Consider the following 21,034-nt stretch of genomic DNA (forward strand, 5'->3'; position numbering starts at 1 on the left):
CGGCACAGGGTCCTTTCCTGCTTATGCTCCTTTTCCGGGGACTCGAGTTCCTTCGTCCCGCAGCAACGCTAGCTGGTGGGAGTCAGAACAACTTCGGCGGTTCCGGTCAAGGGACCCGTTCCACCATCACCCGCATCCGTGTAGGAAGCACTGAAAACGCCCGACAGGTTGTCGACGCCGGGATCATGCCCCTCAGGCACGGTGGTGGTGATGGTCCCGGTGCAGCCCGTGGTGCTCGTTTGCGGGTGACCGTGGGCGTCGTGACCCAGAATGTAGGTGACCTGGACCTGAGAGCAATCCACAGGCTGGTCGTCGGTGACGACAACTTCGTAGCTGACGGTGTCACCGAACTGGAAGGTTTGACCTGCGACAGGCGTCACAAACTCCACCACCGGCGCCTGGTTGCCTACTTCAACAACAACCTCCGCGGACGAGGACTTGCCCCTGTGCTTGCCACCCTGATCGGTCACCTGGAGGCTTGCCCTGTAGGTTCCGATCTCTTCATAGGTGTGCGTCGGATTGGGATTCCGCGAGTCCACCACGCCATCGGAATTGAAGTCCCATGCGTAGCGCAGCCTGTCGCCGTCCGCGTCCGTGGTGCCCGCGCTGGAGAACTGGACGGTCAGGGGAGGCAGGCCCACGGTGGGATTACCGGAAGCCACGGCTACCGGGCTGTGGTTCCCGCCCTCGCCGATGTAGTCGATGCGGGAGAGCTGGGCGTCCGGGTTCTCACCGAAATACCCGTCACCGTACTCCAGTACGTACAGCGCGCCGTCAGGGCCGAACTCCATATCCATGGGGTTGTCGACCACCATTGAGCTGACGACGTCCTCGATCGAGGCGAGCTCGCCCCTCTTCATGGTCATCGCCTTGATGTAGTCACGTGTCCACTCGTACAGGAACGACTTGCCGTCGTAGTATTTCGGCCAGGCCACGGACGACCGTCCCTTGCTCGCCTTCTTGTCGAAATCGTAGACCGGGCCGGCCATCGGGCCGATTCCGCCGGAGCCCAGTTCCGGGAAGTTCTCGGAAGCGTCGTAGGAATACCAGACCTCAGGCTGGGCCACCGGGGGCAGCCTGCGCAGACCCGTGTTGTTGGGCGACTCGTTTACGGGTGCCGCGCAGTTGAACGCCGCACCGGAGGTATTGGTGGCGAAGTCGTAGTCCACGTAAGGGAGCTCTGCGGTGGCGCAGTAGGGCCAGCCGTAGTTGGACGGCTTGGTCACAACTGCCCATTTGCCGGTTCCCGCCGGACCCCGGAGTGGGTCGGCGCTGCCGGCGTCGGGTGAATAATCCGCGATGAAGAGCTCGCCGGTCTTCCGGTCCAGTTCAATGCGGAACGGGTTACGCAGCCCCATCACGTAGATTTCGGGACGCGTGAGAGGAGTTCCTGGCCGAAAGAGGTTTCCCTTGGGGATAGTGTATCCGCCGTCTCTCTGGGGGGTTATCCGCAGCACCTTGCCGCGGAGGTCGTTTGTGTTGCCGGAGGTCCGCTGGGCATCGTACGCCGGGTTGCTTTCGGGCCGTTCGTCGAGCGGGCTGTAGCCGCCGGACGAGAAGGGATTGGTGTCGTCACCCGTGGAGAGGTAAAGGTTCCCCTGGGCGTCGAAAACGATGTCGCCCCCGACATGGCAGCAGAGGCCGCGGTCTACGGGCACCTCCAGCATCCGCTGTTCGCTGGCCAGGTTGATGGTGGAGCCGTCGAACCGGAACCTCGACAGCTGGAGGTATCCCTTGAAGGGCTCAAAATCCGCGGGCGTACCCGTGGCAGGCGCATCGCCCTCGTTGACACCCGGGGTTGCCGGATCATCAACCGGCGTATCCAGGGGCGGGGAATAGTACATGTAGACCCAGTTGTGGCCTCTTTTCCCGAACTTCGGATCAATCGCGATGCTCTGCAAACCTTCTTCGTCGTGCTCATAGACGTCGAGGGTCCCCGCCAGGGTATTCAGGCCCGTGGCGGCGTCGTTCAGCCATACCTCACCCTGGCGGGTGGTATGCAGGACGTCCTTATTGGGCAGCACCGCGAGATCGACGGGTTCGCCCGGGAAGTCGTTCAGGGTTACTTTTTGGAACGCCGAGTCCGGCGGAGGCGCTTCGGGCGCCCCCGGCCGCGGTTTCGCCTGTGCCGGAGCTGCCGCAAGCGATACGGCCATCAGCGCGGCCAGCGCCAGCGCCATGCTGCCGCGCCGTGCACGCTTGGCCGAAGTTTTGCTGGCATCCGTCGGATGCCCGGGTGATTGAGCTAACCCGCGTCTTGTGACTGTCATCGCTCTCTCTTCTCGCCATTGAGGGACCCGGACCAGCCCGAGTCAGGTTCGTTGAACGCTAACGGAGGCCTTCTGGAATCGCTAGTGGTTTGAAAGAACAAAGTCACTCATTTTTCATGTGCTCCCGGCACACGCACTCGCCCGGGCACAACAAGAGCGCCCCTGTAGGGTTGGAATCGAGTTTCGGGGATTGTTGTTAGACAAACAAAAGTCAGCTGGTCATTCGGGCAGTCCCTGTGTTTGGAGGACGAGGGACTTGACCGCTGCAGCAGGGACGGGTTTCCCTCGGCGCAGCAGCTCTTCGGCAAAAGGCGGCATTCGTTCTTCGGAAGAGATCACCATCGGCGTGCTGTTTCGAGAGCCGGGAAGCCTCCCGTGAGTCCCGCGGACGTGCCCTGGGTTCAAAGGCACGGTGCTCATGGCATAGCGCAGCCCGGCTTTTTTCCTGATCAGGTTCAGGCCCGCCTTGGCCTTCGCCAGCTTGTCAGCCGGGTCGAAGAAGAGTTCGCCCGGGTCATACCCCGGCTTTCTATGGATATCGACGCCGCGTGCATATTCGGGCGCACGGGCATCGTCGAGCCAGAAATAGTACGTGAACCAGGCGCCCGGCTCGGCAATAACGACGAGTTCTCCGGACCTCTCATGGTCCAGCCCGTACTTCCCCTGGGCATTCCGGTCCAGGACTTCATCGATCCCCCGGGTCGCCCTGAGAATATCCGCTGTGCGGGCCACGTCGCCTGCATCCTGGACGTAAACGTGCGCCACCTGGTGGTCTGCGACGGCAAAGGCGCGGGAGGCCCACGTATCCAGTTGCTCCTTCCCGTCCTGTACATAGACCTCCAGCAAGCCCTCCCTGCGCAGGACTCGGTTAATGTCCACGGGCAGATGTGCGTCTTCGATCCCGTACTCGGCTACGGCGATGACCGCGTACCCGCGGGCCTGGGCTTCGTCCAGCAAGGGAGCCAGTGCCGCATCAAGCTCGGCAGCGGCGGTGGCGGCTTGGGTGTGGTTGGGGCCGAAACGCTGAAGGTCATAATCGAGATGCGGAAGATACGCCATGAGGAGCTCCGGTGCCTGGCTTCGCAGAACGTGCCGGGTCGACTCAACGATCCATTGCGTGGATTGAATGCCTGCGCCCGGGCCCCAGTACTGGAACAGCGGAAACTCGCCGTACCGGGACACCAAGTCCTCATGCAGCGCCGGCGGACGGATGTAGGCGTCCGGCGATTTCCTTCCGTCCGCGTGATAGATCGGGCGGGGAGTCACTGTCAGGTCCGTTGACATGCCCATGGCGTACCACCAGCAAATGTTGCCGGCGCGGTAATCCGGTTCTTTGCGCCGGGCACTTTCCCAGATCTTTTCTCCGGCGACCAGCTTGTTGTGCTGGCGCCAAAAGAAGACGTCCCCAAGTTCACGGAAATACCAGCCGTTGCCGACAATCCCGTGTTCCGACGGCGCCAGGCCGGTGAGCATGGTGGACTGGACCGTGCAGGTGACGGCCGGAAGGACGGTGGCCAGTTCGGAGGACCACCCCGCGGCAGCGAGTTTGGACAGGCGGGGCATGTGCCGCAGTGACAGGGCAGTGAGCCCCACGACGTCGAGCAGCAGTACCGGTTTCAAGGGTTCTCCTTAGATGTAGTGGGGCATGCATGGCTGTCGTCAGGACGGCGCCGGGGCCAACAGGTGGGACCGGGCCCAGGCGATTTCTCCTGCTATTCCTTCCACGAGATCGGTTTGTTTCCCGGGCAGGACACTCCACGTGTAGGTTTCAATGTCCAGGTGCACTTCGTGCCCGTACGGCAGGCTGCTGACTTCAGCCACGGTTCTTTCCAGCACTTCCGCCGTCGTCTCCAGCGGAAGGTCCGGCACCAGGTGCAGCGGCATGTGGAAATGGACTCGCCAGGGGCCTCTGCCCGGCAGCCCGTTCAGCGCCTGCGGCAAGTCGTCTGCCATCAACACGGTCCCGTCGCGTCCCAGCTCCCGGACCTGGTGCAGGTAGCGCGGTTCCGCGAACGCCTCGAGCGCGCTGCGGGCGGCCTCGTCCGAGGGCGCGGCCACGTGCAGTGCGGCGGAAGCTTGGACTTTGACGATGCGCAGGCCTGCTGCCCCGACGCTGCGGACGGCGGCGGCCGGATCGGCGAAGGACACCGCCAGGTGGCACGTGTCTATGCACAGGCCGACGTACTCGGGGTCGATGCCTCTCGGGATGCGTGCCGCCAGCCATCCTGCAACATCCGAGACGGTGTCGAGCACGCAGCCCGGTTCCGGTTCCACAGCTATCCGGACCGTCTTTCCCGTGCGCTCCTTCAGCGTTCGCAACCCTTCGCACAGCTCAGCGAACGCCACGGTGGCGGCGGCGTCGTCGTCGGCCGTCCAGGGATCACGCCAGCCCAGAGGCAGCGTGGAGATTGACCCCGGGGTGTCTTCCGGCAACAGGGCGGCGAGGACCTCGGCGCACTCCAGCGTGTACTGCAGCCGCTCCCGCTGTGCCCAGGTGGGCTTGTAGACGTCCGTCTTCACAACCTCGTTGTGGAAGCCGCCGTAGGGAAAGGCGTTCAGGGTGTGGATGTGCAGGCCCTGCTCGGTGAGGACCTCCCGAAGCACCGCGATGTCCCCGGCGCTTCCCGCCAGACGGCTGGCGAGGCCTGCCGGCAGCCACAGCCCGACGCCGAGAACGTCCAGGCCTGCTCTGCGGCGGACAGGGCCGGCGTAGTCGCGGAGCTGCCGGATTACCCCGTCAAGGTCCTCCGCCGGATGCACGTTGGTGCAGTAGGAAAGCCGCATTAGGCGCGGACACCCCGCAGCAGTGAGTTGCCTTCGAACGTCGCCCCGGCTCCGCCCAGCTCCGCGCCGTCAAACCCGGGGATCGGATCGAGGATCAGCTGGCCGCTTTGGCCGTAGAAGTCGACCGGATTCTGCCACAGGACCCGTTCGACGTCGTCCGCCGTGAATCCACCGGTGAGCATGGCTTTCGCCGTGCTCACCGTCTTGAGCGGGTCGGACTTGCCCCAGTCCGCCGCAGAATTAACCAGCACCTTGTCCGTTCCGTACTCGTGAAGTATCGCGACCAGGCGTTTTTCGTCCATCTTGGTGTCCGGATAGATGGAGAACCCCATCCAGGCTCCGGCGTCCTTCACCATGCCCACGTTCGTCTCATTGAGGTGGTCCACCACCACCATCGAAGGAGCAAGCGCCGACTCACGAATGATGTCCAGTGTCCGGCGCGTGCCCAGGAGCTTCTCCCGGTGCGGGGTGTGCACCAGCGCAGGAAGGGAAAACTCGTGGGCCAGGTCCAGTTGGCGGATGAAGGCTTCATCCTCCGCCGGGGTCATCGAATCAAAGCCGATCTCCCCGACGGCAACGACGCCTTCTTTCGCCAGGTACCGGGGAATCTCGTCCAGGACGGGGACGCATCTGGGATCGTTTGCCTCCTTGGGGTTAAGGGCGATCGTGGCGTGGTGGCGAATACCAAATTGGGAAGCCCGGAACCGTTCCCACCCCAGCAGGGAATCAAAATAGTCGATGAACGATCCGACGCTGGTCCGGGGCTGCCCCAACCAGAAGGCGGGCTCAACCAGTGCCCGCACCCCGCCCGCGTAGAGGGCGGCATAGTCGTCGGTCGTGCGGCTGGTCATGTGGATATGCGGGTCGAAAATACGCATGGCTAGGACTCCTTGCGAGAGACGGAGGGGCTGGCTGCACGGTTCAGCAGGAGAACGACGTCGTCAGGTACCGGACGTCCCGCTGCCTGCCGTTCGGCGGCGAAATCGGCGGCCATGCGCGCCAGTTCAGCGTCGGCGCGATCGTTCAGGTCGGTGACGGCCGCAAGGCTGACGCCCATGAAGACCAGTTTCAGGACTGCGTGGCGCCAGTTGTGCTGATCAAGGTGGGCAGCGGCGAAGGGGCCGACGGCGGCCGCGACGAGGCCGGTCTCGTTGGTCCGCAGCGCCTCGACCGTCAGCCGCAGGCCCGCTGCCACGACCGGAGCCGGCAGGTCCGGATCCTGCGCTGCCAGTGACCCCAGCCCCCGAAGCACTCCGCGCCGTTCCGAGGAGTCCCCCCGGTCGTAGAGCGACAGGACGGTCCCGGCCAGGTCTTCCGGCGGGAGGAACTCCTGCAGGCGCCGAATGAGCTCACCGCGGGCATAATCGCTGCTGCTGCCATGGAGAACCCCCGTGGGATCGGTGTCCGGATGCACCGGGCTGCGGCCCACCCTGCGACCGGCTGCAGCGAAGATCCCCGGCAGGGCACTGGGATCTTCGGCGATCCTGCCCGTGCTCTCCAGCAGCCACTCCTCCGCGGCCTTGCCGGCCTGCGCTTCCCGCCAGGCGCCCTGCAGAGCGGCCATGCTCCGGGCAGCCAGGTTCGGAGCATCGAAGGAGTGGCGGGGCAGCTCCACGGCGGCCACGCCGCGGTAATCCAGCTCCGCCAGCGTTGCCAGAGCCAGCGGAACGTTGACCTCCCCTTCCCCGAACGGAAGGTGTTCGTGGGCCACGGATCTCATGTCGTCGAGCTGGACGTTGGCCAGCAGCGCTCCAGCTTCCATCAGCGCACCGCGCACGCCTCCGGGCTCAACCACCACGCAGTGTCCGATGTCGACGGTCACCCTGAGCCCTTCCGGATTGCCGAGCCGGGTCCGAAGCTCGAGCGCATCAGCGACCGTCTCAACGAGCATCCCGGGTTCCGGTTCAATGGCGAGCACGACCCCGTTTTCGGCGGCATGCTCCAGGACCTCAGCAACCCGGGTCTGCAGCCGCTGCCAACCGGACTCGGTGCTGACTCCCGGAGGCAGGATCCCCGAAAAGAAGGAGACGCATTCGGCGTTGAGCACCGCCGCGATGTCTACCGCGCGGCGCAGGAAATCGACACGGGCTGCAGCCTCTTCGTCAACGAGAGCGGGGCGGTGCTTCTCTCGGCGATTGAGCAGGAAACGCGTTCCCGTCTCTATGACCAGGCGAAGCTCCAGCTCTTCGAGACGGCTGCGCAGCCAGCTCAGCCGGGCTTCCAGGTCGGGGGCGAACGGGTCAAGGTGGGGATGGCCGAGCGTCAGGGCCACCGAGCCGTAGCCGAGTTCGTGCAGCAGCTCGAGTACGTCGGGCAGGGGATGGTCCATGAAGCCGTTGGTGCCGTACCCGATGCTGAAGGGAACTGACGATGGCGTGACGGTCATGACTCGCTCACCTTCCTGCCGTTGGGACGGGACCGGAGGATCTTGCCCAGGACATCCACTGCAACCAGTGCACCTGCAGCCGTCGGATGTCCGTACCGAACCGCGAGCGCTGCTTGGAGCGGAATCATCGCGCGGATGCCGGCCCGGGTCGCGGCCAAGGCGTTTGATGCCGCCGGACTCCGCGCTGCCCTTATCTGGGCGGGCCCACATCTTGCGGCATAGGCAGCAGTGGCAGCGAGAACGGCAAGCATCCTGGCCGGCGGTCCGGACGAGCCGGCCACGACTGCGGCGGCAACCAGTCCGGTGGTTGCGGCGGCGCCGGAAGCGATCACGGCGTCTGTCCCTTCGACTTCACCGCGGGAAAGGAGCGTCACGGCGACGGTATGGCCGCCCATGATGCCCGCCGCCCCGAGTGCCGGCCTCACATGACCTGCGCCCGCGCCCATCAGGACGTCCAGGGCCCGGCAGCTGCCCATCGAGAGTGCTCCTATGAGCGCGTGGTCCTTCGCGATGAGGTCATACGTCCAGATGGACGCCGCGAGCGGGATCCCCAGAGCCAGTGCGCTCCGTCCACCGGCCGCGGCACACAACCCGAGTCCCGCGACGGTGAGGGCAGAGGCCGCGGCCAGGGCACTTCCGGCGCTTACCCTTCCGGACGGGATGGGGCGCTTCGGTCGTTCGCGGGCATCGACGTCGCGGTCCGCGTAGTCGTTCAGGGCCATTCCCCCGGCATAGAGGCACGCGCTCGCCAGAGGCATCCACATCCACCGGCCGCTCAGGGCGCGGCCGGCAGCAGCGCCGCCTGCCACGGTGTCGCCCAGGACGGTGAGAACAGCAGGAGCCCGGACCAGCTCGAGATAATCACCGAACCGGGTCACGGCTGATCACCGTCCGTGTTGGCAGTAAGGCGGCCGCTGGCGCCATGCGCCCACTGCACCAGGTTGTTCGTCTGCTGCGCGAAGGAATGCTCGTCGCTGCCCCAGGGGTCTTTGAAGAAGAAGCCCAGGGCACCAACATGCCCGGTTTCTCCGGCGGCGTCGGCGAGTGCCATTAGCCGGGCGAGGTCCAGCACCATCGGAGCTGCCAGCATGGAGTCATAGGCGCTCCAGGTTGTCTGGATCGTCAGGCGGGAGCCCAGGAAGCCTTCGACGTGGATGTGGTCCCAGGCCACTTTGGTCTCGCCCAGGTCCGGCACGTTGTCAATGTGCAGCGGAGTTGCCGCACCTCCAGTGAGCTCCCTCAACCCCCGGTTCTTTGACTGCAGCTTCGCGGAAACTGCCCTGCTGTCCGCAAGCGTGGCGCCGTCACCGCCGCCCAGCAAATTCGTTCCAGCCCACGAGAGCACCCGCAGCCCGCGTGCGGACAGGGCCGGAGCCAGTACCGAACGCAGCCAGGTCTGGCCGGTCTTGCCATCCTGTCCGGCTGTCGGAACCCCGTCCGCTCCGGCAAGCTCGTGCAGCGCAGGAATGTTCAGCGCCGTCGACGGCGTGAAGCAGATATAGGGCGAGCCCGCCAGAACCGCTGCATAGGCCGCTACCGAGCTGGCGGGCAGGACGGACCGTGCGGGGTCCTGCAGGGCCGCTTTCAGGAGGCCGACGTCGTCGAACTCGTCGAGGTGGTCCGGCGGCGCCTCTGTCGAGGCGACGTCCAAGACGATGACCCGCTGCAGGCTGTTTATCTCCCGGAACGCAAGGATGTCGCCGGACAGACGAAGCGCAGCATCAGCCTGCGACTCTGTTCCTCCGACGGGGTCGTACCCGGGACGCACCCGGCTGTCCGCGTCAAGGAGCTGGGGCCGGACTGATTCAAAAAGCTCGCCGGGGACCATGCCGGCATCAACAAGTTTCTCCGCCCGCTTGGCCATGCAAACACCGCTGATGTCGTGCCCGCCGACCACAAGGTCTGCGTAGTTCGGGAGGTGCACGCCGCGAAAATCACCATGTTCCGTGACGCATCCCAGCGGTTTCGCCAGCCCGGCCGCGATGGCGGCCAGGCCCATCACTGCGGTAGTTGCCACCGATCCCCGTGCGCCGATGAGCCAGATGCCCGTCTTGCCGTACGTCCAGCCCCCATGGGTGTCCCTAAGCAAACTTCCTCCTCGAAGTCATTCCGCAAACGCCTGCCAGCCCGGCGTCGTAAGAACCAACCAGTGACGCCGGTGACGCCCGTCACAGGGAACCTAACATAGGTAACGTCAGGGACCAACGAACTTATGAGGTATTCCGATATATCTTTGCTTCGCGGTACCGTCATTCAGTCGATACTTTGTGCGGACGAGTGCGCGACGGCAGTGAAGTCAAGGGTTCCGTCGCCTTTATGCTGTAATGAGTCGGTGAGTGACATAAGTAACGTTAACGGTCTTGCATCGTCCGGAGCGAGCGAGCTCTTCCAAATCCTCCGCGACGGGAACCCACGCACCCGGTCAGAGCTCGCCGAGCAGCTGGGACTGGCGCGCTCAACAGTCACGCTTCGGATCGAAGCACTTATGGACCTGGGACTCGTAGGGTTCGTTCAGGATGCTGTATCCACCGGCGGGCGGCCTTCGTCCCGGATTGCGCTCAAGGCAGGCAGCCGGGTCGTGCTCGGAGTGGACATTGGCGCGTCGCACCTCCAGATGGCCGTCACCGACCTCACCGGGCATCTGCTGTCCCAGTCTGCGCGCGCACTGGAAATCACGCGGGGTCCGGAGGCAGTCCTGGAGGCGGTTGTCGAACTCGGCACGGAACTGCTCGACGGCACCGGACGTTCCCTGACCGACCTCCTGGCTGTTGGCATCGGACTGCCCGGGCCCGTGGAACACCGCACCGGCCGGCCCATCAATCCCCCCATCATGCCCGGATGGAACGGCTATGACGTCCCCGGGTACCTGCAGGCACGATTCCATGTACCTGTCCTGGTCGACAATGACGTCAACATCATGGCCCTGGGCGAGCGCAATATGGCCTGGCCCCAGGTGGACAACCTGCTTTTCGTCAAGGTTGCCACCGGAATCGGTTCAGGCATTGTCTCCAGCGGCATGCTGCAGCGCGGGGCTGACGGTGTCGCCGGAGACATCGGGCACATCCGCGTGCACGGCGGCAGCGGAGTCCCCTGCCACTGCGGAAATACGGACTGCCTGGAAGCCATAGCATCCGGCCCGGCCGTGGCGGCCAAGCTGCGCCGCCAGGGCTTTGAGGCCAGCGGCAGTGAAGACGTCGTGGAACTCGTTCGCGCCGGAAGCACGGAGGCGATCCACGCAGTGCGGCAGGCGGGGCGGGACGTCGGCGACGTACTTTCGGCATGCATCAGCCTCATCAACCCCTCGGTGATCGTCATTGGCGGATCCATGGCGCTGACGGGCGAACATTTCATCGCCGGCATCCGGGAAACGGTGTACTCGCGTACCGTCCCGCTAGCCACCCAGCACCTTCAGATCGTGCATTCCAGCTCCGGTCTCGACGCCGGCGTGCTGGGCGCGAGCATGCTGGCCATTCACCACGCCATGTCCCCCCAGCGCATCGACGCCATGGTCTCCGGACTCTCGGAAACAAGTACCAGCTGAGCTCCCCCGGCGTCCCGTCGGCGACTTTTGCTTGACAGACACCAAAAGTCCGACCTAGCCTCATGCGACGGACTCATTTCCAGTCACCGCCATTGCTCCACCAACGGTACGGCCCGGCGCCTGCTAGTGGTTCCAGACAACAAAACGGACATCTTGACCCTAATGCTGGTACCGAGTTGTTGCGGACAGCTTGTCGGCGACGGCGGCCTTTCTCGATCAGCTCGGTGAACTGCACCAGCGACCTTCCAGTGCGTGTTCTCGCCCTTGCCAACGGAGGCGGCGACAATGCGTTCTACTGTCAGAAAGGCAACAGCATGTGCTTTGGATTTGACGCATCAGGTGCACTAAATCGTTCTCTCGAGAAGAAGGGGGTGGACCGGCGCAATTTCATCCGCGGAGCACTCGCCGCGGGCGTTGGCGTCGGCCTGGCCGGTTCCGGGGCGGCTCCTGCCATCGCCCGCGGGCCGGGGCACCAGGGCAAGCCCGGGCACGGGCACAGGGACAATCGGCGGGTTTCCCCGGGGCTCATCAGCATTCAGCTCTACACGCTGCGGTCGATCATCACCGAGGAGAATGTCGACAGGACGTTCCAACAGCTTGCCCGGTACGGGTACAAGCGCGTCGAACTGGCCGGGTACTACGGTCGTACAGCCAAAGAAATGCGGAGAACCCTGAAGCGTGTCGGAATTCAGGCCTCTTCCAGCCACGAAGGGATCAGCGCGACACCCGCGGAACTGCGCACAAAGATCTCCAACGCACAGACGCTCGGCCAGACGTACATGGTTGTTCCGTACCTTGCGTCCGACAATGCGGATGACTGGTACCGGTGGGCAGACCAAATGAACGCCGAAGCGGCTGTCGTACGCAGGGCCGGGATCAAATACGGCTATCACAACCACGCGCACGAGTTCACCACTGACCTCGGGGGCGGGCTCACCCCCTGGGACATTTTCACAAGCCGCCTCGACCCGAGGCTGGTCCATCTGGAAGTCGACCTGTACTGGGCGGTCACCGGCGGCGTTGGAGTCGGAGCTGCCGACCCCGTCCGGTTCGCTATCGACACGATTAAACAGGCACCGCAGAAGGTTCTGCAGTACCACGTGAAGGACCGCGATGCTACCGGCGATTTCGCAGATCTGGGTGCCGGAACCATCGATTTCTCACGCATTTTCAAAGCGCACCAGCCGCAGGAGTACATCGTCGAAAACGACCAGCCGGACGTCACACCGCTGAGGACCGCGGAAGTCGGCTACCGGTATCTTCGGAAGATCTGCTTCTAACGGCACGCGGTACCGCCGCGCGAGGGGCTGTCCCGGACCAGGGACAGCCCCTCCCCCTTTGGCCCTGACACCGGACCCCTCCGCCCTAAACCGGAGGCTCCGGGTCGTATTGAATGCCGCGCCGAACCTCGCGGGCACGCTGCTCGCCGGCCAGACGGCGAACCAGGTGCAGCGCCATGTCGACGCCGGCGCTGACGCCGGCGCTGGTGACGACGTCGCCGTCGTCGACCCAGCGGGCCTCCGGGCGGACAGCGATGCTGGGATCCAGCCCGGCCAGGTCACCCAGCGCGTCCCAGTAGCTGGTGGCGGGGCGGCCTGTGAGCAGTCCGGCCGCGGCATACACGAGGCTGCCGGTGCACACGCTGGTCATCAGCGGCACGTCTTCGCGCAGTTTGCGCATCCACTCCAGATGTTCTTCATCCCGGGCCAGCGGACGGGTGCCATGGCCGCCCGGATGAAGAAAGACGTCGAAGTCCGGAGCGGCGGCGCGGGAGACGTGCGGCGTGAGCAGCATTCCCTTGGCCGCCATCACGGGTCCGCCGTCCGCCGAGAGCAGCGCGACGTCGTATCCGTCCTCCGGAAAGTTCCGGGCCCAGTAGGCCAGCACTTCCCACGGTCCGACGGCGTCGAGTTCTTCCACCCCGTCAAAGATCAGAATTCCGATGTGTTTCATGGCCCGATCCTGCCAGCGCCGTCAGCCTCAGCCCGGGACGACACACCGTCAGGGCAGAGCCGGGACAGGAAGGAATGGACCCCACGAAGGACAGGCAGTTAGACCGGAGATTTCCTGTCCTGATACGGTTCTTTGTTCGGCTTTCCCCCGCCGAGACCCCCAGACACCAAGATTGAGATCCGGACATGAGCAGCAATTCAGCACCGACCGCACGCACCCAGTCAGCCGTTCCGAACCCCGAGCGCACGCTCACCCTGTGGGAGGACGGGGTGCAGCTGAGCTTCACCTTCGCCGACTGCATGAAATATCACGGGCCGGGCTTCCCGGGCGGAGTGGCTCACGCCTTTGCAGCGCTCGGGCGGGCACTGCCTGAGCTTGCAGCCCGCATCCCCGGCGGCCGCGTCGAGCGCCGCGACATCCGGGTGCGCACACCCTTCGCCGGCCCCGGCGCCCGGGATGCCTTCGAGCTCGTGACCCGCGCGGTCACCGGGGAGCGCTACGCCGTGCTTCCGGAGCTCGCCCGGGCCGAACGAGGCAACACCCTGGCCCGCTACGTGTTCGAGGTGAGCGCAGGCGACGCATGCGTCACGTGCATCATCCGCGACGACGGCATCGTTGCGGACGAGTTCATCAATCTCACCGCGAAGCCGGACAAGACCGCGGCAGAGCTCGCCCACCTGGAAGACCTCAAGGTCGAAATGCGCGACCGGATCCTCGAACGCGACCCCGCCATGGTCTACGACGTGGAGGGCTGAAGCAGCGGCTTTGAGCCTGCGGTCGGGTAGATTTTCCCGGGAGCGGTCCAACCGGCCGGAAACCATGGGAGCAGACCAATGAGGCACAACCCGACCTACGCGTTGGACGACATCGAAGCCATTAAGGAACTGATTCGCGATCACCCGTGGTGCACGCTCGTCAGCCATGTCCCGGGCAGCGGCATCATTGCCTCGCATTACCCGGTGCTGCTGGATGAAGAGGCCGAGGGCATCGTGCTGCTCAGCCACATGGGCCGTCCGGACGAAATCCGGCACGGCCTGGGCGCGGGTGAAATGCTGGCGATCATCTCCGGCCCGCACGGCTACATTTCTCCCGGCTGGTACGGGTCCCGCCCCAACGTGCCCACCTGGAACTTCTCCACCGCCCATCTCTGGGGAACCCCGGAAATCCTTTCCGATGCGGACAACCTCGCGGTCCTGGACCGCCTGGTGACCCACTTCGAATCCCCGTTGCCGGAACCGCATCTGCTGCACGCCACACTGGAGAACAGTGAATACGCCCACCGGATTGTGCGCGGCACGGTGGGAATCCGGCTGCCGATTACGCGCATCGAGGGCAAGGAAAAGATGAACCAGAACAAGGAGCCGGAGACTATTCGGCGAATTATTGACCACCTCGAGCAGCCCGGCCCCTACCGGAACCCGGCGTTGGCGGACCGGATGAAGCAGGCAAATGCAACGGTCCTGGACTGAGCCTGCCGATTCTTATCGGCGTAGCCGGACCCGGACCGAAACTCCGGCACAGGCAATCACCGCCGCTCCGCCCAGAATCGTCGGCCAGGTGAGCGGTTCGTTTAGGATCAGCGCCGCCCAGCAGATGGTCAGCACCGGCTGGACCAGCTGGACCTGGCTGACCTGGGCGATCGGCCCGATCGCCAGCCCGCGGCAGGCGAAAAAGCCCAGGAACATGCTGACGACGCCGAGATAGGCCAGCGCCGCCCACTCCGCCGCGGTGCCGGCCGGGTTGCTGCCGGATCACGGAGACGCCGGTCAGCACCAACATCACCGGCGAGGCCAGGACGAGCGCCCAGGACACTGTCTGCCAGGCGCCAAGCTCGCGGGAAAGAAGCCCGCCCTCGGCATAGCCGACGGCACCGGCGATCACGGCGCCGATCAGGAGCAGATCGGACCGGTGCAGCCCGCCGAATCCTCCCCCGGCCACCGTGGCAAACACCAGTACGGCCGTAGCCCCGGCGCCCGCCGTCAGCCAGAACGAGACCGGCGGCCGCTCGCGGCCCCGCAGGACCGCAGCGACGGCGGTCGCGGCGGGCAGCAGGCCAATGACGACGGCGCCGTGGCTGGCCGGCGCCGTGGTCAGGGCGTAGGACGTCAGGACCGGAAAACCGACCACCACCCCGCCGTGGCCGCGGGCAACGAGTGGTTCCCGGCCGAACCGACCGGCCCCTACCTGCGGCTGAACTACGCGGGCGTGAACCCCGGGGCGTTTCCCGAGGGCGCCCGGATCATCGGCCGGGCGCTGGTCGGGCAGCGCCGGCACCCTGAGCCTTCCATCTAAACTTGCAGGCATGGCATTATCGACGGCGGATTCCCGCTCCCAGCAGCGCACCTCTCCCCGCACGAAGCTCCTCTGGCTGATTCTGGGGCTGCCGGCGGCGCTGGTGCTGGTGGTCCTCGGGGCGCAGATCCACGGACTGGACTTCACCGTTTACCGCGAGGGTGCGCGGGCCTTCCTCGGCATGGGCGAGCACCGCCTGTACGATCCGGCCCTGGTGCAGACGGACACCCGCGGCCTGCCCTTCACCTATCCCCCGTTCGCCGCACTGCTGCTGACGCCTTTCGCCTTCCTTCCGGAGGCTGCCGGGCTGGTGCTGCTGACGGCGACCTCGTGCCTCTGCCTGGTGCTGACCGCGATCCTGGTGGCCCGCTACCTCTGCGACAACGACGCACTGCCGGAACGGATCCGGGCAGCGCTGGGCGGCACGGCCGGCGTCGTCGTGCTGGCGACCCTGCTGATCGGCGTGCTCGGACCGTGGCGCGAGGGCCTGGGCTTCGGGCAGATCAATCCGATGCTCATGGTGCTGATCGTGGCGGATCTGATCCGTCCCGCCGGCCGGATCCCCCGCGGTATTCTGATTGGCCTCGCCGCCGGCATCAAACTCACGCCGCTGGCCTTCGGCCTGATCTTCCTGGTCCGGCGCGACTGGCGGGCCATCCTGACCCTGGGTCTCACGTTCGCGGCCACCGTCGCCACGGGCTGGCTGGCCGCGCCGGAGCAGTCCCGCATCTTCTGGTTTCACGCCCTCTCCGATCCCAGCCGGGTGGGCGACACCACCGACATGTACAACGTGTCGCTGAACTCGCTGATCACGCATCTGGGCGCCCCCGGGTTCCTGCAGCGTCCGCTCTGGCTGCTCGCCGCCGCCGCCGTCGTCGTCCTGGGTTTCCTGGCCATCAAGCGTGCCGACGGGCGCGGGGACACGGTGGCGGCCATCAGCGCCAATGCCGTGGTGATGCTGGCCATCTCGCCGATTTCCTGGTTCCACCACTGGGTCTGGATGGCGCTGGTCCTGCCGGCGCTGTGGGTCTCGGTACGACGACGACGCGCGGCGGCGCGCGCCTGGGGCATCGCGCTGGGAGCCGCGATGCTGCCGGTGTTTATGCTCTCCTCCATCACCATCACGATGATGCTCACGGGCGAGGTCAGCGGACAGGGGCCGGCGGCGCTGGAACTGTTCACCGGTCTCGGCGTGATCCTGCCGGTCCTGGCGCTGGTTTACTGGGCGACCGACCGTGTCGGCAGCAGTGCCGCGCCGTCCCCGGAATCCTCCAGCTAGTATGGACGAAAACGTCCGCGCGTCCAGTGAGGAATCCCATGACCACGTCCGCCGGACGCCTGCCACCGTATGTTTACGCACTCCTGGGCCTGGGCCTGGCCGCCGTTCTTGCCAGCTGCATCGGTGCCCTGATCAGCATCGAGAAAGCGGAAGCCGCCGAAGCCGCGGCAAGTAACGACCGGCCCCTCGTCGCAGACATTATCCGGATTGCAGATGAAGCCATCGATCCGGAGACCGAGGAGGAAGTTCGGCTCCTCAAGGCCGATCCCGAGGTGGCTGCCCTGATTGATGAGCATGTCTTTACCGGATCGGCCTGGGATGACCTCACGCTCCTGAATACCGAGGCCCTGGACCGGAAGCACGCCGAGACCAGCAGCACGCTCCATGACAAGCTTTACGACCTTGAGGGCGCGGAGTCCCGGCGGGAGGCAGCCACCCACATCGCCGAATTCAACGAGTGGGTGGATGCAGGCCATTCGGCAAACCTCGTGGAGGCCGAGAACATGCTCGCCGTCGCCAGGACCGTCAAGGACACCTGCAAGCTTCCCGACCCCGAAACTGCGGCCTACGCGCTGGACATCGGCTCGACGCCATATCCGCCGGCAACAGCCGAGGGGGTCGAACCCACCGAGGAGAACAGGAAAACCCTGAGCATCGCGTTCCAGTTTGCGGTGGCTGACGGCGTGTACCACTCCTGCCCCAGCTGACCCGATCCATCCGTCGACGATCCGTCAGCGGAGTGGAACACTTTGAGGTATGGACAGCTCCCGGATCGACATTGAACAGTGGTGGCCTCTGCTGCCCGCATCAACCCGGTCATGGCTGATGAACAACAACGGCGACGTGGTGCCGCGCGGCATCCTCCAGGAGATCGAGGAGGCAGGAGGTGCGCCGGCCGACGGCGCCTGGTGGTTCGGCGGCAGCGGGCCGGACGGCTTCTCCTTCTCGGACGCCGGCGTTGACTGGATCGAAGCGACAGCCAACGGTGAAAGTCCCGGCGGCCTCTGAGACGGGTTGCTCCGCTGCTCCCGGCCGACGGCCCGATCAGTCCGGCCAGCCGAGGGCAAAATACACATTCAGGCGCTCACCGCTTCGCCGGTCCAGATCTGCGCGGCGCAGCAGCCCCGCCGCCAGCGCGGTGTGCTGGGAAGGCCGGTTAAGGTCATTTGTGCGCGCCAATACCGGCACGTCCGGAAAGTGGACCAGCCCCCTGCGGACGGCCTCGGCGGCTCCTTCAGTCGCGTACCCGCGGCCCCACACCGCGGGATCGTAGCGGTAGTAAAGGTTGAGAATTTCCCGGCCATCCACCCGGCCCAGGTGCAGGCCGGTAAACCCGATCACCGTCTGCGGAGCTGCTCGCTCGGCCACTGCCCAGTAGCCGAACCCCTCCCGGTTCCAGTGCTCCAGAAACATCTCAAAAAGCACCTCGGCAGCAGCCGCGCTGAAGTCGTCGGGGTTGTAGCGGTTGGTCCGGGGATCGGCGTGGATCCGGACAGCGTCTTCCCGGTCCTCCGGTTCCAGCCGGCGCAGCAGGAGCCGCTCGGTGCTGGCAGGAGTCCAGTTGGAGGGATCTTGGCGCATTAGCCCATCTCAGCAGATGCGCCTGCCCGGCCAACTGCCGCCATCTAAGTTCCGGCCCGCTCACTGAGCCAGTCCCGGACCTGCGGCCAGAGGGTGTCCCGGACACCTCGCCGGAAAAAGCCCATGTGCCCGATCGCGGGGACTCCGCCGTCGTCGGGCGTATAGGTGCGTCGCTCCACCGCCGCATTGACCAGGCAGCCGTAAACAGCGTCAATCTGCTTCGGCGTGGCCCATGGGTCATCGCTGAATCCAATGGCGAAGACGTCGGTATCCACCTTGGCAGCCCGCTCGGACGCCCGCATGCCGGGGTCGTCAAAGAAGTAGCCGGGCATCCGGGACCAGCGGCTCCATTCCAGCATCGCCGCGCCGGGCATGTCCTCACCGAGCCCCATGCGCTTACCCGGCACGAAACCAAGCACCCGTGCAGCCAGCGGCCCCAGGACACGCAGGACCAGCGTCACCCGGATGCGCTCCCTGCGGTTTTCGATGGCCCGGGTGACCCCGCCGTGGGATGCGACGGCGACAAACCCGGAGAGGCCGGCGGTTCCGTTGTTGAGGACCAGTGCATGGCCGCCGATGCTGTGCCCGACGGCGAGCTGCGGCAGGTCCGGAAACCTGCCTGCCATCCAGGCAGCCACCGCGGGGACATCCTGGAACATCCAATCCCGCATCCGCAGCGTGCGGTTGGCCTTCGGGCTGCCGGAGGCCCCGGTGCCGCGGTAGTCGTAGGTGAAGACGGCAAATCCGTTCTCGGCAAGATACTCGGCGAAGCCCGTGTACAGGCGTTCGGCCACCGCCGTCGCCGGATGGATGGCCACCGCGGCGACGGGCGACGCTCCGACCGGTATCCGCAGGGTTCCGGCAACGGCGCCTCCGCCGGCCACCGGAACCCTGATCCGATCGGAAGTGGTGGGGAACACATTCTTGTTGGGCATGCGAACAATATACCCGGGACGTCGGGTTTCATTTACCGCGGATACTGCCAGCCGGAGCGGCCGGGCACTGCAGGGGTGATTCACGGCTGGAGGCCTCCTATCCTTGGTGCCATGCCGCATCTGCCGCGCCCGCCGCGCTCTGCTGCCCGCATCTCGGATGAGACGCACCGGGTCACCACCTTTGAGCTGTTCTTTGACCTGGTGTTCGTGTTCGCCTTCACCCAGGTCACCGGGTTCATGGTGCATGAGTACTCATTCCTGGGTGTGCTGCAGGGGATCGTCATCCTGGTTCTGCTGTGGTGGTCCTGGGCGCCCTTCTCCTGGCTCGCGAACCAGGCGCACGCCGATGAAGGACTCATGCGGTTCGGCCTGTCCGCCGTCATGGTGGCGATTTTCATTGCCGCGCTGGCCATTCCGGAGGCCTTCGACGACCTCGACGGCGGACTCGACGGCCCGCTGGTCCTTGCCCTGGCCTACACCGCGGTCCGGATCCTGCACCTGGGCCTGTACGTGTATGCGGCCGGGAACGATCAGCCCCTGCGGCGCCAGATCGCCAAACTGACCGTCACCGCTGTCCTGGGAGCGGCGCTGGTCATCACCGGGGCGCTGCTGGGCGGACCCGCACAGACCTGGTTCTGGCTGGCCGGCATGGTGCTGGACACCGGCCTCACCTTCCTCATCTCGTGGCACGGGAACTGGCGGGTTCAGTCCGCCGCGCACTGGACCGAACGGTACGGGCTCGTGGTCATCCTCGCGCTCGGCGAATCCATCGTTTCCATCGGTGCCGGCGCGTCCGAGGTGCCCGTGAGCGTACCGGTGCTTACCGGTGCGGCGGCAGGAATCTGCCTGTCCATCGGACTCTGGTGGCTCTACTTCGACGTCACGGCAATCGCTGCCGAACACCGCTTCGCCGCACTGCACGGAGCCGCCCGCTCCTCGGCCGCCGTCGTCGCGTACACCTTCCTGCATCTGCCCCTCGTGGCCGGGATTGTCCTCACTGCCCTGGGCGTGGAGGACGCGCTGGCGCATGTGGAGGAGGGGAAAAGCCTGGGCCGCGTCGGGGCCTTCGCGTTGTTCGGCGGACCGGCACTGTACCTGCTTGCCATTGCGGCCTTCTGGCGGCGGATGGGCGCCGGCTGGAAAAAGTGGCGCCTCGGAACGGCCGCACTCCTGCTGGCCCTGCTGGCCGCTCGGCCCCAGCTCACTTCCCTGGCGGCCCTCCTGCTCGTCACCGTCATCATTGCCGCGTTGGTGGCCGTGGAAAACGTGCGGTACGCCGGGCCCAGGGGACGCATCCGGGGCAGAAGCCTGGAACCATGACAATTGGTCAGGACGGTACCGTGGCGGTGTCCCTTCCCTTCACCGGAAAGTGGAGGGTGGAAAACAGTCCCCTGCGCCGGGTGCCCAGCCACGGCACCCATCTGCTCGCCACCACGTATGCCATCGACTTCGTGGGAGTGGACGACGCCGGCCGGTCGGCTCCCGCCGTCGGTTGGCGGACGGCGTTCGCCACCGAACCTCCGGAGCTGTTCTTCGCCTTCGGGCGCCCGATCCTCGCTCCGGTCGCCGGCGAGGTTGTCGCGGTGCACGACGGCGAGCAGGACCACGAGGCGCGCCGTTCCCAGCTGGCCCTCCTCCCCTACCTGCTGGGCCAGCCGGCCCGGCTGCGCAGCGGAATCGGAGCCGTTGCGGGCAACTATGTCCTCATCGCAACGCCCGACGGCAACGCGGTGGTGGGCGTGATGCATCTGCAGGCCGGCACTGTCCGTGTTCGCACCGGAGAGCAGGTCCGCGAGGGTCAGCAGATCGCGGCCTGCGGGAACTCCGGCAACTCCACCCAGCCCCATGTGCACGTGCAGGCAATGGACGGAACGGACCCGTGGACAGCCCGCGGACTGCCGCTGGTTTTCCGGTCCTTCGGCGAGAAGCCCGCCCGCGGCAGCACCTTTCTCCCCCGCGAGAACATGCTGCCGCAGGAGGCCTCCACGGTGGAGGCACCCTGAGGACGAGCCG

At 65.8% G+C, this 21,034-nt stretch carries 19 protein-coding genes and 1 pseudogene; 9 read left to right on the top strand and 11 right to left on the bottom strand.

From position 1 onward, the window contains the following. Positions 1 to 68: 68 nt before the first annotated feature. From QNN99_RS08525 to QNN99_RS08555, 7 genes are all read right to left on the bottom strand, one after another. On the bottom strand, positions 69 to 2,270 hold the full coding sequence (locus QNN99_RS08525) for a PQQ-dependent sugar dehydrogenase (RefSeq protein ID WP_229966033.1): 2,202 nt from the start codon (positions 2,268 to 2,270) through the stop codon (positions 69 to 71). A gap of 219 nt (positions 2,271 to 2,489) precedes the next feature. After that, entirely contained in the window at positions 2,490 to 3,890 is a 1,401-nt protein-coding gene (locus tag QNN99_RS08530) for an alkaline phosphatase family protein (protein ID WP_229966034.1), read from the bottom strand. A 39-nt stretch (positions 3,891 to 3,929) separates the two neighbouring features. Beyond that, positions 3,930 to 5,054: a metabolite traffic protein EboE gene (gene eboE, locus QNN99_RS08535; RefSeq protein WP_229966035.1), complete on the bottom strand. Its 1,125-nt coding sequence runs from the start codon at positions 5,052 to 5,054 to the stop codon at positions 3,930 to 3,932. Continuing rightward, positions 5,054 to 5,932 (bottom strand): TatD family hydrolase, encoded by an 879-nt coding sequence (locus tag QNN99_RS08540; RefSeq protein ID WP_229966036.1) that lies wholly within the window; start codon positions 5,930 to 5,932, stop codon positions 5,054 to 5,056. The genes eboE and QNN99_RS08540 overlap by 1 nt, the downstream gene beginning before the upstream one ends. A gap of 2 nt (positions 5,933 to 5,934) precedes the next feature. Further along, positions 5,935 to 7,440, bottom strand: coding sequence for an EboA domain-containing protein (locus QNN99_RS08545; protein WP_229966037.1), 1,506 nt, complete (start codon positions 7,438 to 7,440; stop codon positions 5,935 to 5,937). Continuing rightward, a complete protein-coding gene (locus QNN99_RS08550) occupies positions 7,437 to 8,318 on the bottom strand; it encodes an SCO3242 family prenyltransferase (protein ID WP_229966038.1) in 882 nt (293 codons plus the stop codon). The genes QNN99_RS08545 and QNN99_RS08550 overlap by 4 nt, the downstream gene beginning before the upstream one ends. Further along, positions 8,315 to 9,529 (bottom strand): inositol-3-phosphate synthase, encoded by a 1,215-nt coding sequence (locus tag QNN99_RS08555; protein ID WP_229966039.1) that lies wholly within the window; start codon positions 9,527 to 9,529, stop codon positions 8,315 to 8,317. Before QNN99_RS08555 ends, QNN99_RS08550 begins: the two co-directional genes overlap by 4 nt. Positions 9,530 to 9,781: 252 nt before the next feature. On the opposite strand from QNN99_RS08555, the gene QNN99_RS08560 reads away from it, so the two are divergent. Together QNN99_RS08560 and QNN99_RS08565 are read left to right on the top strand one after the other, a co-directional pair. Next, positions 9,782 to 10,981, top strand: a complete 1,200-nt coding sequence (locus QNN99_RS08560; RefSeq protein ID WP_229966102.1) for an ROK family transcriptional regulator — start codon at positions 9,782 to 9,784, stop codon at positions 10,979 to 10,981. A gap of 371 nt (positions 10,982 to 11,352) precedes the next feature. Further along, positions 11,353 to 12,261 carry a TIM barrel protein gene (locus QNN99_RS08565; RefSeq protein ID WP_229966040.1) on the top strand — a complete coding sequence of 303 codons (909 nt, stop codon included), beginning with the start codon at positions 11,353 to 11,355 and terminating at the stop codon, positions 12,259 to 12,261. Positions 12,262 to 12,346: 85 nt separating this feature from the next. Here QNN99_RS08565 and QNN99_RS08570 read toward each other — a convergent pair whose 3' ends face one another. Further along, positions 12,347 to 12,934, bottom strand: coding sequence for a DJ-1/PfpI family protein (locus QNN99_RS08570; protein ID WP_229966041.1), 588 nt, complete (start codon positions 12,932 to 12,934; stop codon positions 12,347 to 12,349). 185 nt (positions 12,935 to 13,119) lie between these two features. On the opposite strand from QNN99_RS08570, the gene QNN99_RS08575 reads away from it, so the two are divergent. Both QNN99_RS08575 and QNN99_RS08580 read left to right on the top strand, forming a co-directional pair. Then, positions 13,120 to 13,689 carry a hypothetical protein gene (locus QNN99_RS08575; RefSeq protein WP_229966042.1) on the top strand — a complete coding sequence of 190 codons (570 nt, stop codon included), beginning with the start codon at positions 13,120 to 13,122 and terminating at the stop codon, positions 13,687 to 13,689. A gap of 78 nt (positions 13,690 to 13,767) precedes the next feature. Continuing rightward, positions 13,768 to 14,403, top strand: a complete 636-nt coding sequence (locus tag QNN99_RS08580; protein WP_229966043.1) for an FMN-binding negative transcriptional regulator — start codon at positions 13,768 to 13,770, stop codon at positions 14,401 to 14,403. 12 nt (positions 14,404 to 14,415) lie between these two features. Here QNN99_RS08580 and QNN99_RS08585 read toward each other — a convergent pair. Beyond that, positions 14,416 to 15,070, bottom strand: a pseudogene (locus QNN99_RS08585) (DMT family transporter); the annotation flags it as partial. A 166-nt stretch (positions 15,071 to 15,236) separates the two neighbouring features. On the opposite strand from QNN99_RS08585, the gene QNN99_RS08590 reads away from it, so the two are divergent. Genes QNN99_RS08590 through QNN99_RS08600 form a run of 3 tightly spaced genes read left to right on the top strand, consistent with a single transcriptional unit; the run spans position 15,237 to position 17,513 of the window. Further along, positions 15,237 to 16,505, top strand: coding sequence for a glycosyltransferase 87 family protein (locus QNN99_RS08590; protein WP_229966044.1), 1,269 nt, complete (start codon positions 15,237 to 15,239; stop codon positions 16,503 to 16,505). Between the two features lie 38 nt (positions 16,506 to 16,543). Beyond that, a complete protein-coding gene (locus QNN99_RS08595) occupies positions 16,544 to 17,212 on the top strand; it encodes a hypothetical protein (RefSeq protein ID WP_229966045.1) in 669 nt (222 codons plus the stop codon). A gap of 49 nt (positions 17,213 to 17,261) precedes the next feature. Then, the gene (locus tag QNN99_RS08600; protein WP_229966046.1) at positions 17,262 to 17,513 is read left to right on the top strand and encodes a hypothetical protein; all 252 of its coding nucleotides are present in this window, start codon (positions 17,262 to 17,264) and stop codon (positions 17,511 to 17,513) included. Between the two features lie 36 nt (positions 17,514 to 17,549). On the opposite strand, the gene QNN99_RS08605 is transcribed toward QNN99_RS08600, so the two are convergent. Beyond that, positions 17,550 to 18,086, bottom strand: a complete 537-nt coding sequence (locus tag QNN99_RS08605; protein ID WP_229966047.1) for a GNAT family N-acetyltransferase — start codon at positions 18,084 to 18,086, stop codon at positions 17,550 to 17,552. 44 nt (positions 18,087 to 18,130) lie between these two features. Further along, entirely contained in the window at positions 18,131 to 19,021 is an 891-nt protein-coding gene (locus tag QNN99_RS08610) for an alpha/beta hydrolase family protein (RefSeq protein WP_229966048.1), read from the bottom strand. A 111-nt stretch (positions 19,022 to 19,132) separates the two neighbouring features. Between QNN99_RS08610 and QNN99_RS08615 the strand changes: the two genes are divergently transcribed. Together QNN99_RS08615 and QNN99_RS08620 are read left to right on the top strand one after the other, a co-directional pair. Continuing rightward, entirely contained in the window at positions 19,133 to 20,341 is a 1,209-nt protein-coding gene (locus QNN99_RS08615; RefSeq protein ID WP_229966049.1) for a low temperature requirement protein A, read from the top strand. Then, a complete protein-coding gene (locus QNN99_RS08620; protein ID WP_229966050.1) occupies positions 20,338 to 21,024 on the top strand; it encodes a M23 family metallopeptidase in 687 nt (228 codons plus the stop codon). Before QNN99_RS08615 ends, QNN99_RS08620 begins: the two co-directional genes overlap by 4 nt. Positions 21,025 to 21,034: the final 10 nt, after the last annotated feature.

The sequence above is a fragment of the Arthrobacter sp. zg.Y820 genome (assembly GCF_030125555.1).
Lineage (GTDB): Bacteria > Actinomycetota > Actinomycetes > Actinomycetales > Micrococcaceae > Arthrobacter_B.

Coding starts and splice junctions, on each gene's coding strand:
- QNN99_RS08570 (WP_229966041.1), bottom strand. CDS start 12,934: ATGAAACACATCGGAATTCTGATCTTTGACGGGGTGGAAGAACTCGAC.
- eboE (WP_229966035.1), bottom strand. CDS start 5,054: ATGCGGCTTTCCTACTGCACCAACGTGCATCCGGCGGAGGACCTTGAC.
- QNN99_RS08615 (WP_229966049.1), top strand. CDS start 19,133: ATGCCGCATCTGCCGCGCCCGCCGCGCTCTGCTGCCCGCATCTCGGAT.
- QNN99_RS08610 (WP_229966048.1), bottom strand. CDS start 19,021: ATGCCCAACAAGAATGTGTTCCCCACCACTTCCGATCGGATCAGGGTT.
- QNN99_RS08600 (WP_229966046.1), top strand. CDS start 17,262: ATGGACAGCTCCCGGATCGACATTGAACAGTGGTGGCCTCTGCTGCCC.
- QNN99_RS08540 (WP_229966036.1), bottom strand. CDS start 5,932: ATGCGTATTTTCGACCCGCATATCCACATGACCAGCCGCACGACCGAC.
- QNN99_RS08545 (WP_229966037.1), bottom strand. CDS start 7,440: ATGACCGTCACGCCATCGTCAGTTCCCTTCAGCATCGGGTACGGCACC.
- QNN99_RS08620 (WP_229966050.1), top strand. CDS start 20,338: ATGACAATTGGTCAGGACGGTACCGTGGCGGTGTCCCTTCCCTTCACC.
- QNN99_RS08595 (WP_229966045.1), top strand. CDS start 16,544: ATGACCACGTCCGCCGGACGCCTGCCACCGTATGTTTACGCACTCCTG.
- QNN99_RS08580 (WP_229966043.1), top strand. CDS start 13,768: ATGAGGCACAACCCGACCTACGCGTTGGACGACATCGAAGCCATTAAG.
- QNN99_RS08605 (WP_229966047.1), bottom strand. CDS start 18,086: ATGCGCCAAGATCCCTCCAACTGGACTCCTGCCAGCACCGAGCGGCTC.
- QNN99_RS08575 (WP_229966042.1), top strand. CDS start 13,120: ATGAGCAGCAATTCAGCACCGACCGCACGCACCCAGTCAGCCGTTCCG.
- QNN99_RS08525 (WP_229966033.1), bottom strand. CDS start 2,270: ATGACAGTCACAAGACGCGGGTTAGCTCAATCACCCGGGCATCCGACG.
- QNN99_RS08590 (WP_229966044.1), top strand. CDS start 15,237: ATGGCATTATCGACGGCGGATTCCCGCTCCCAGCAGCGCACCTCTCCC.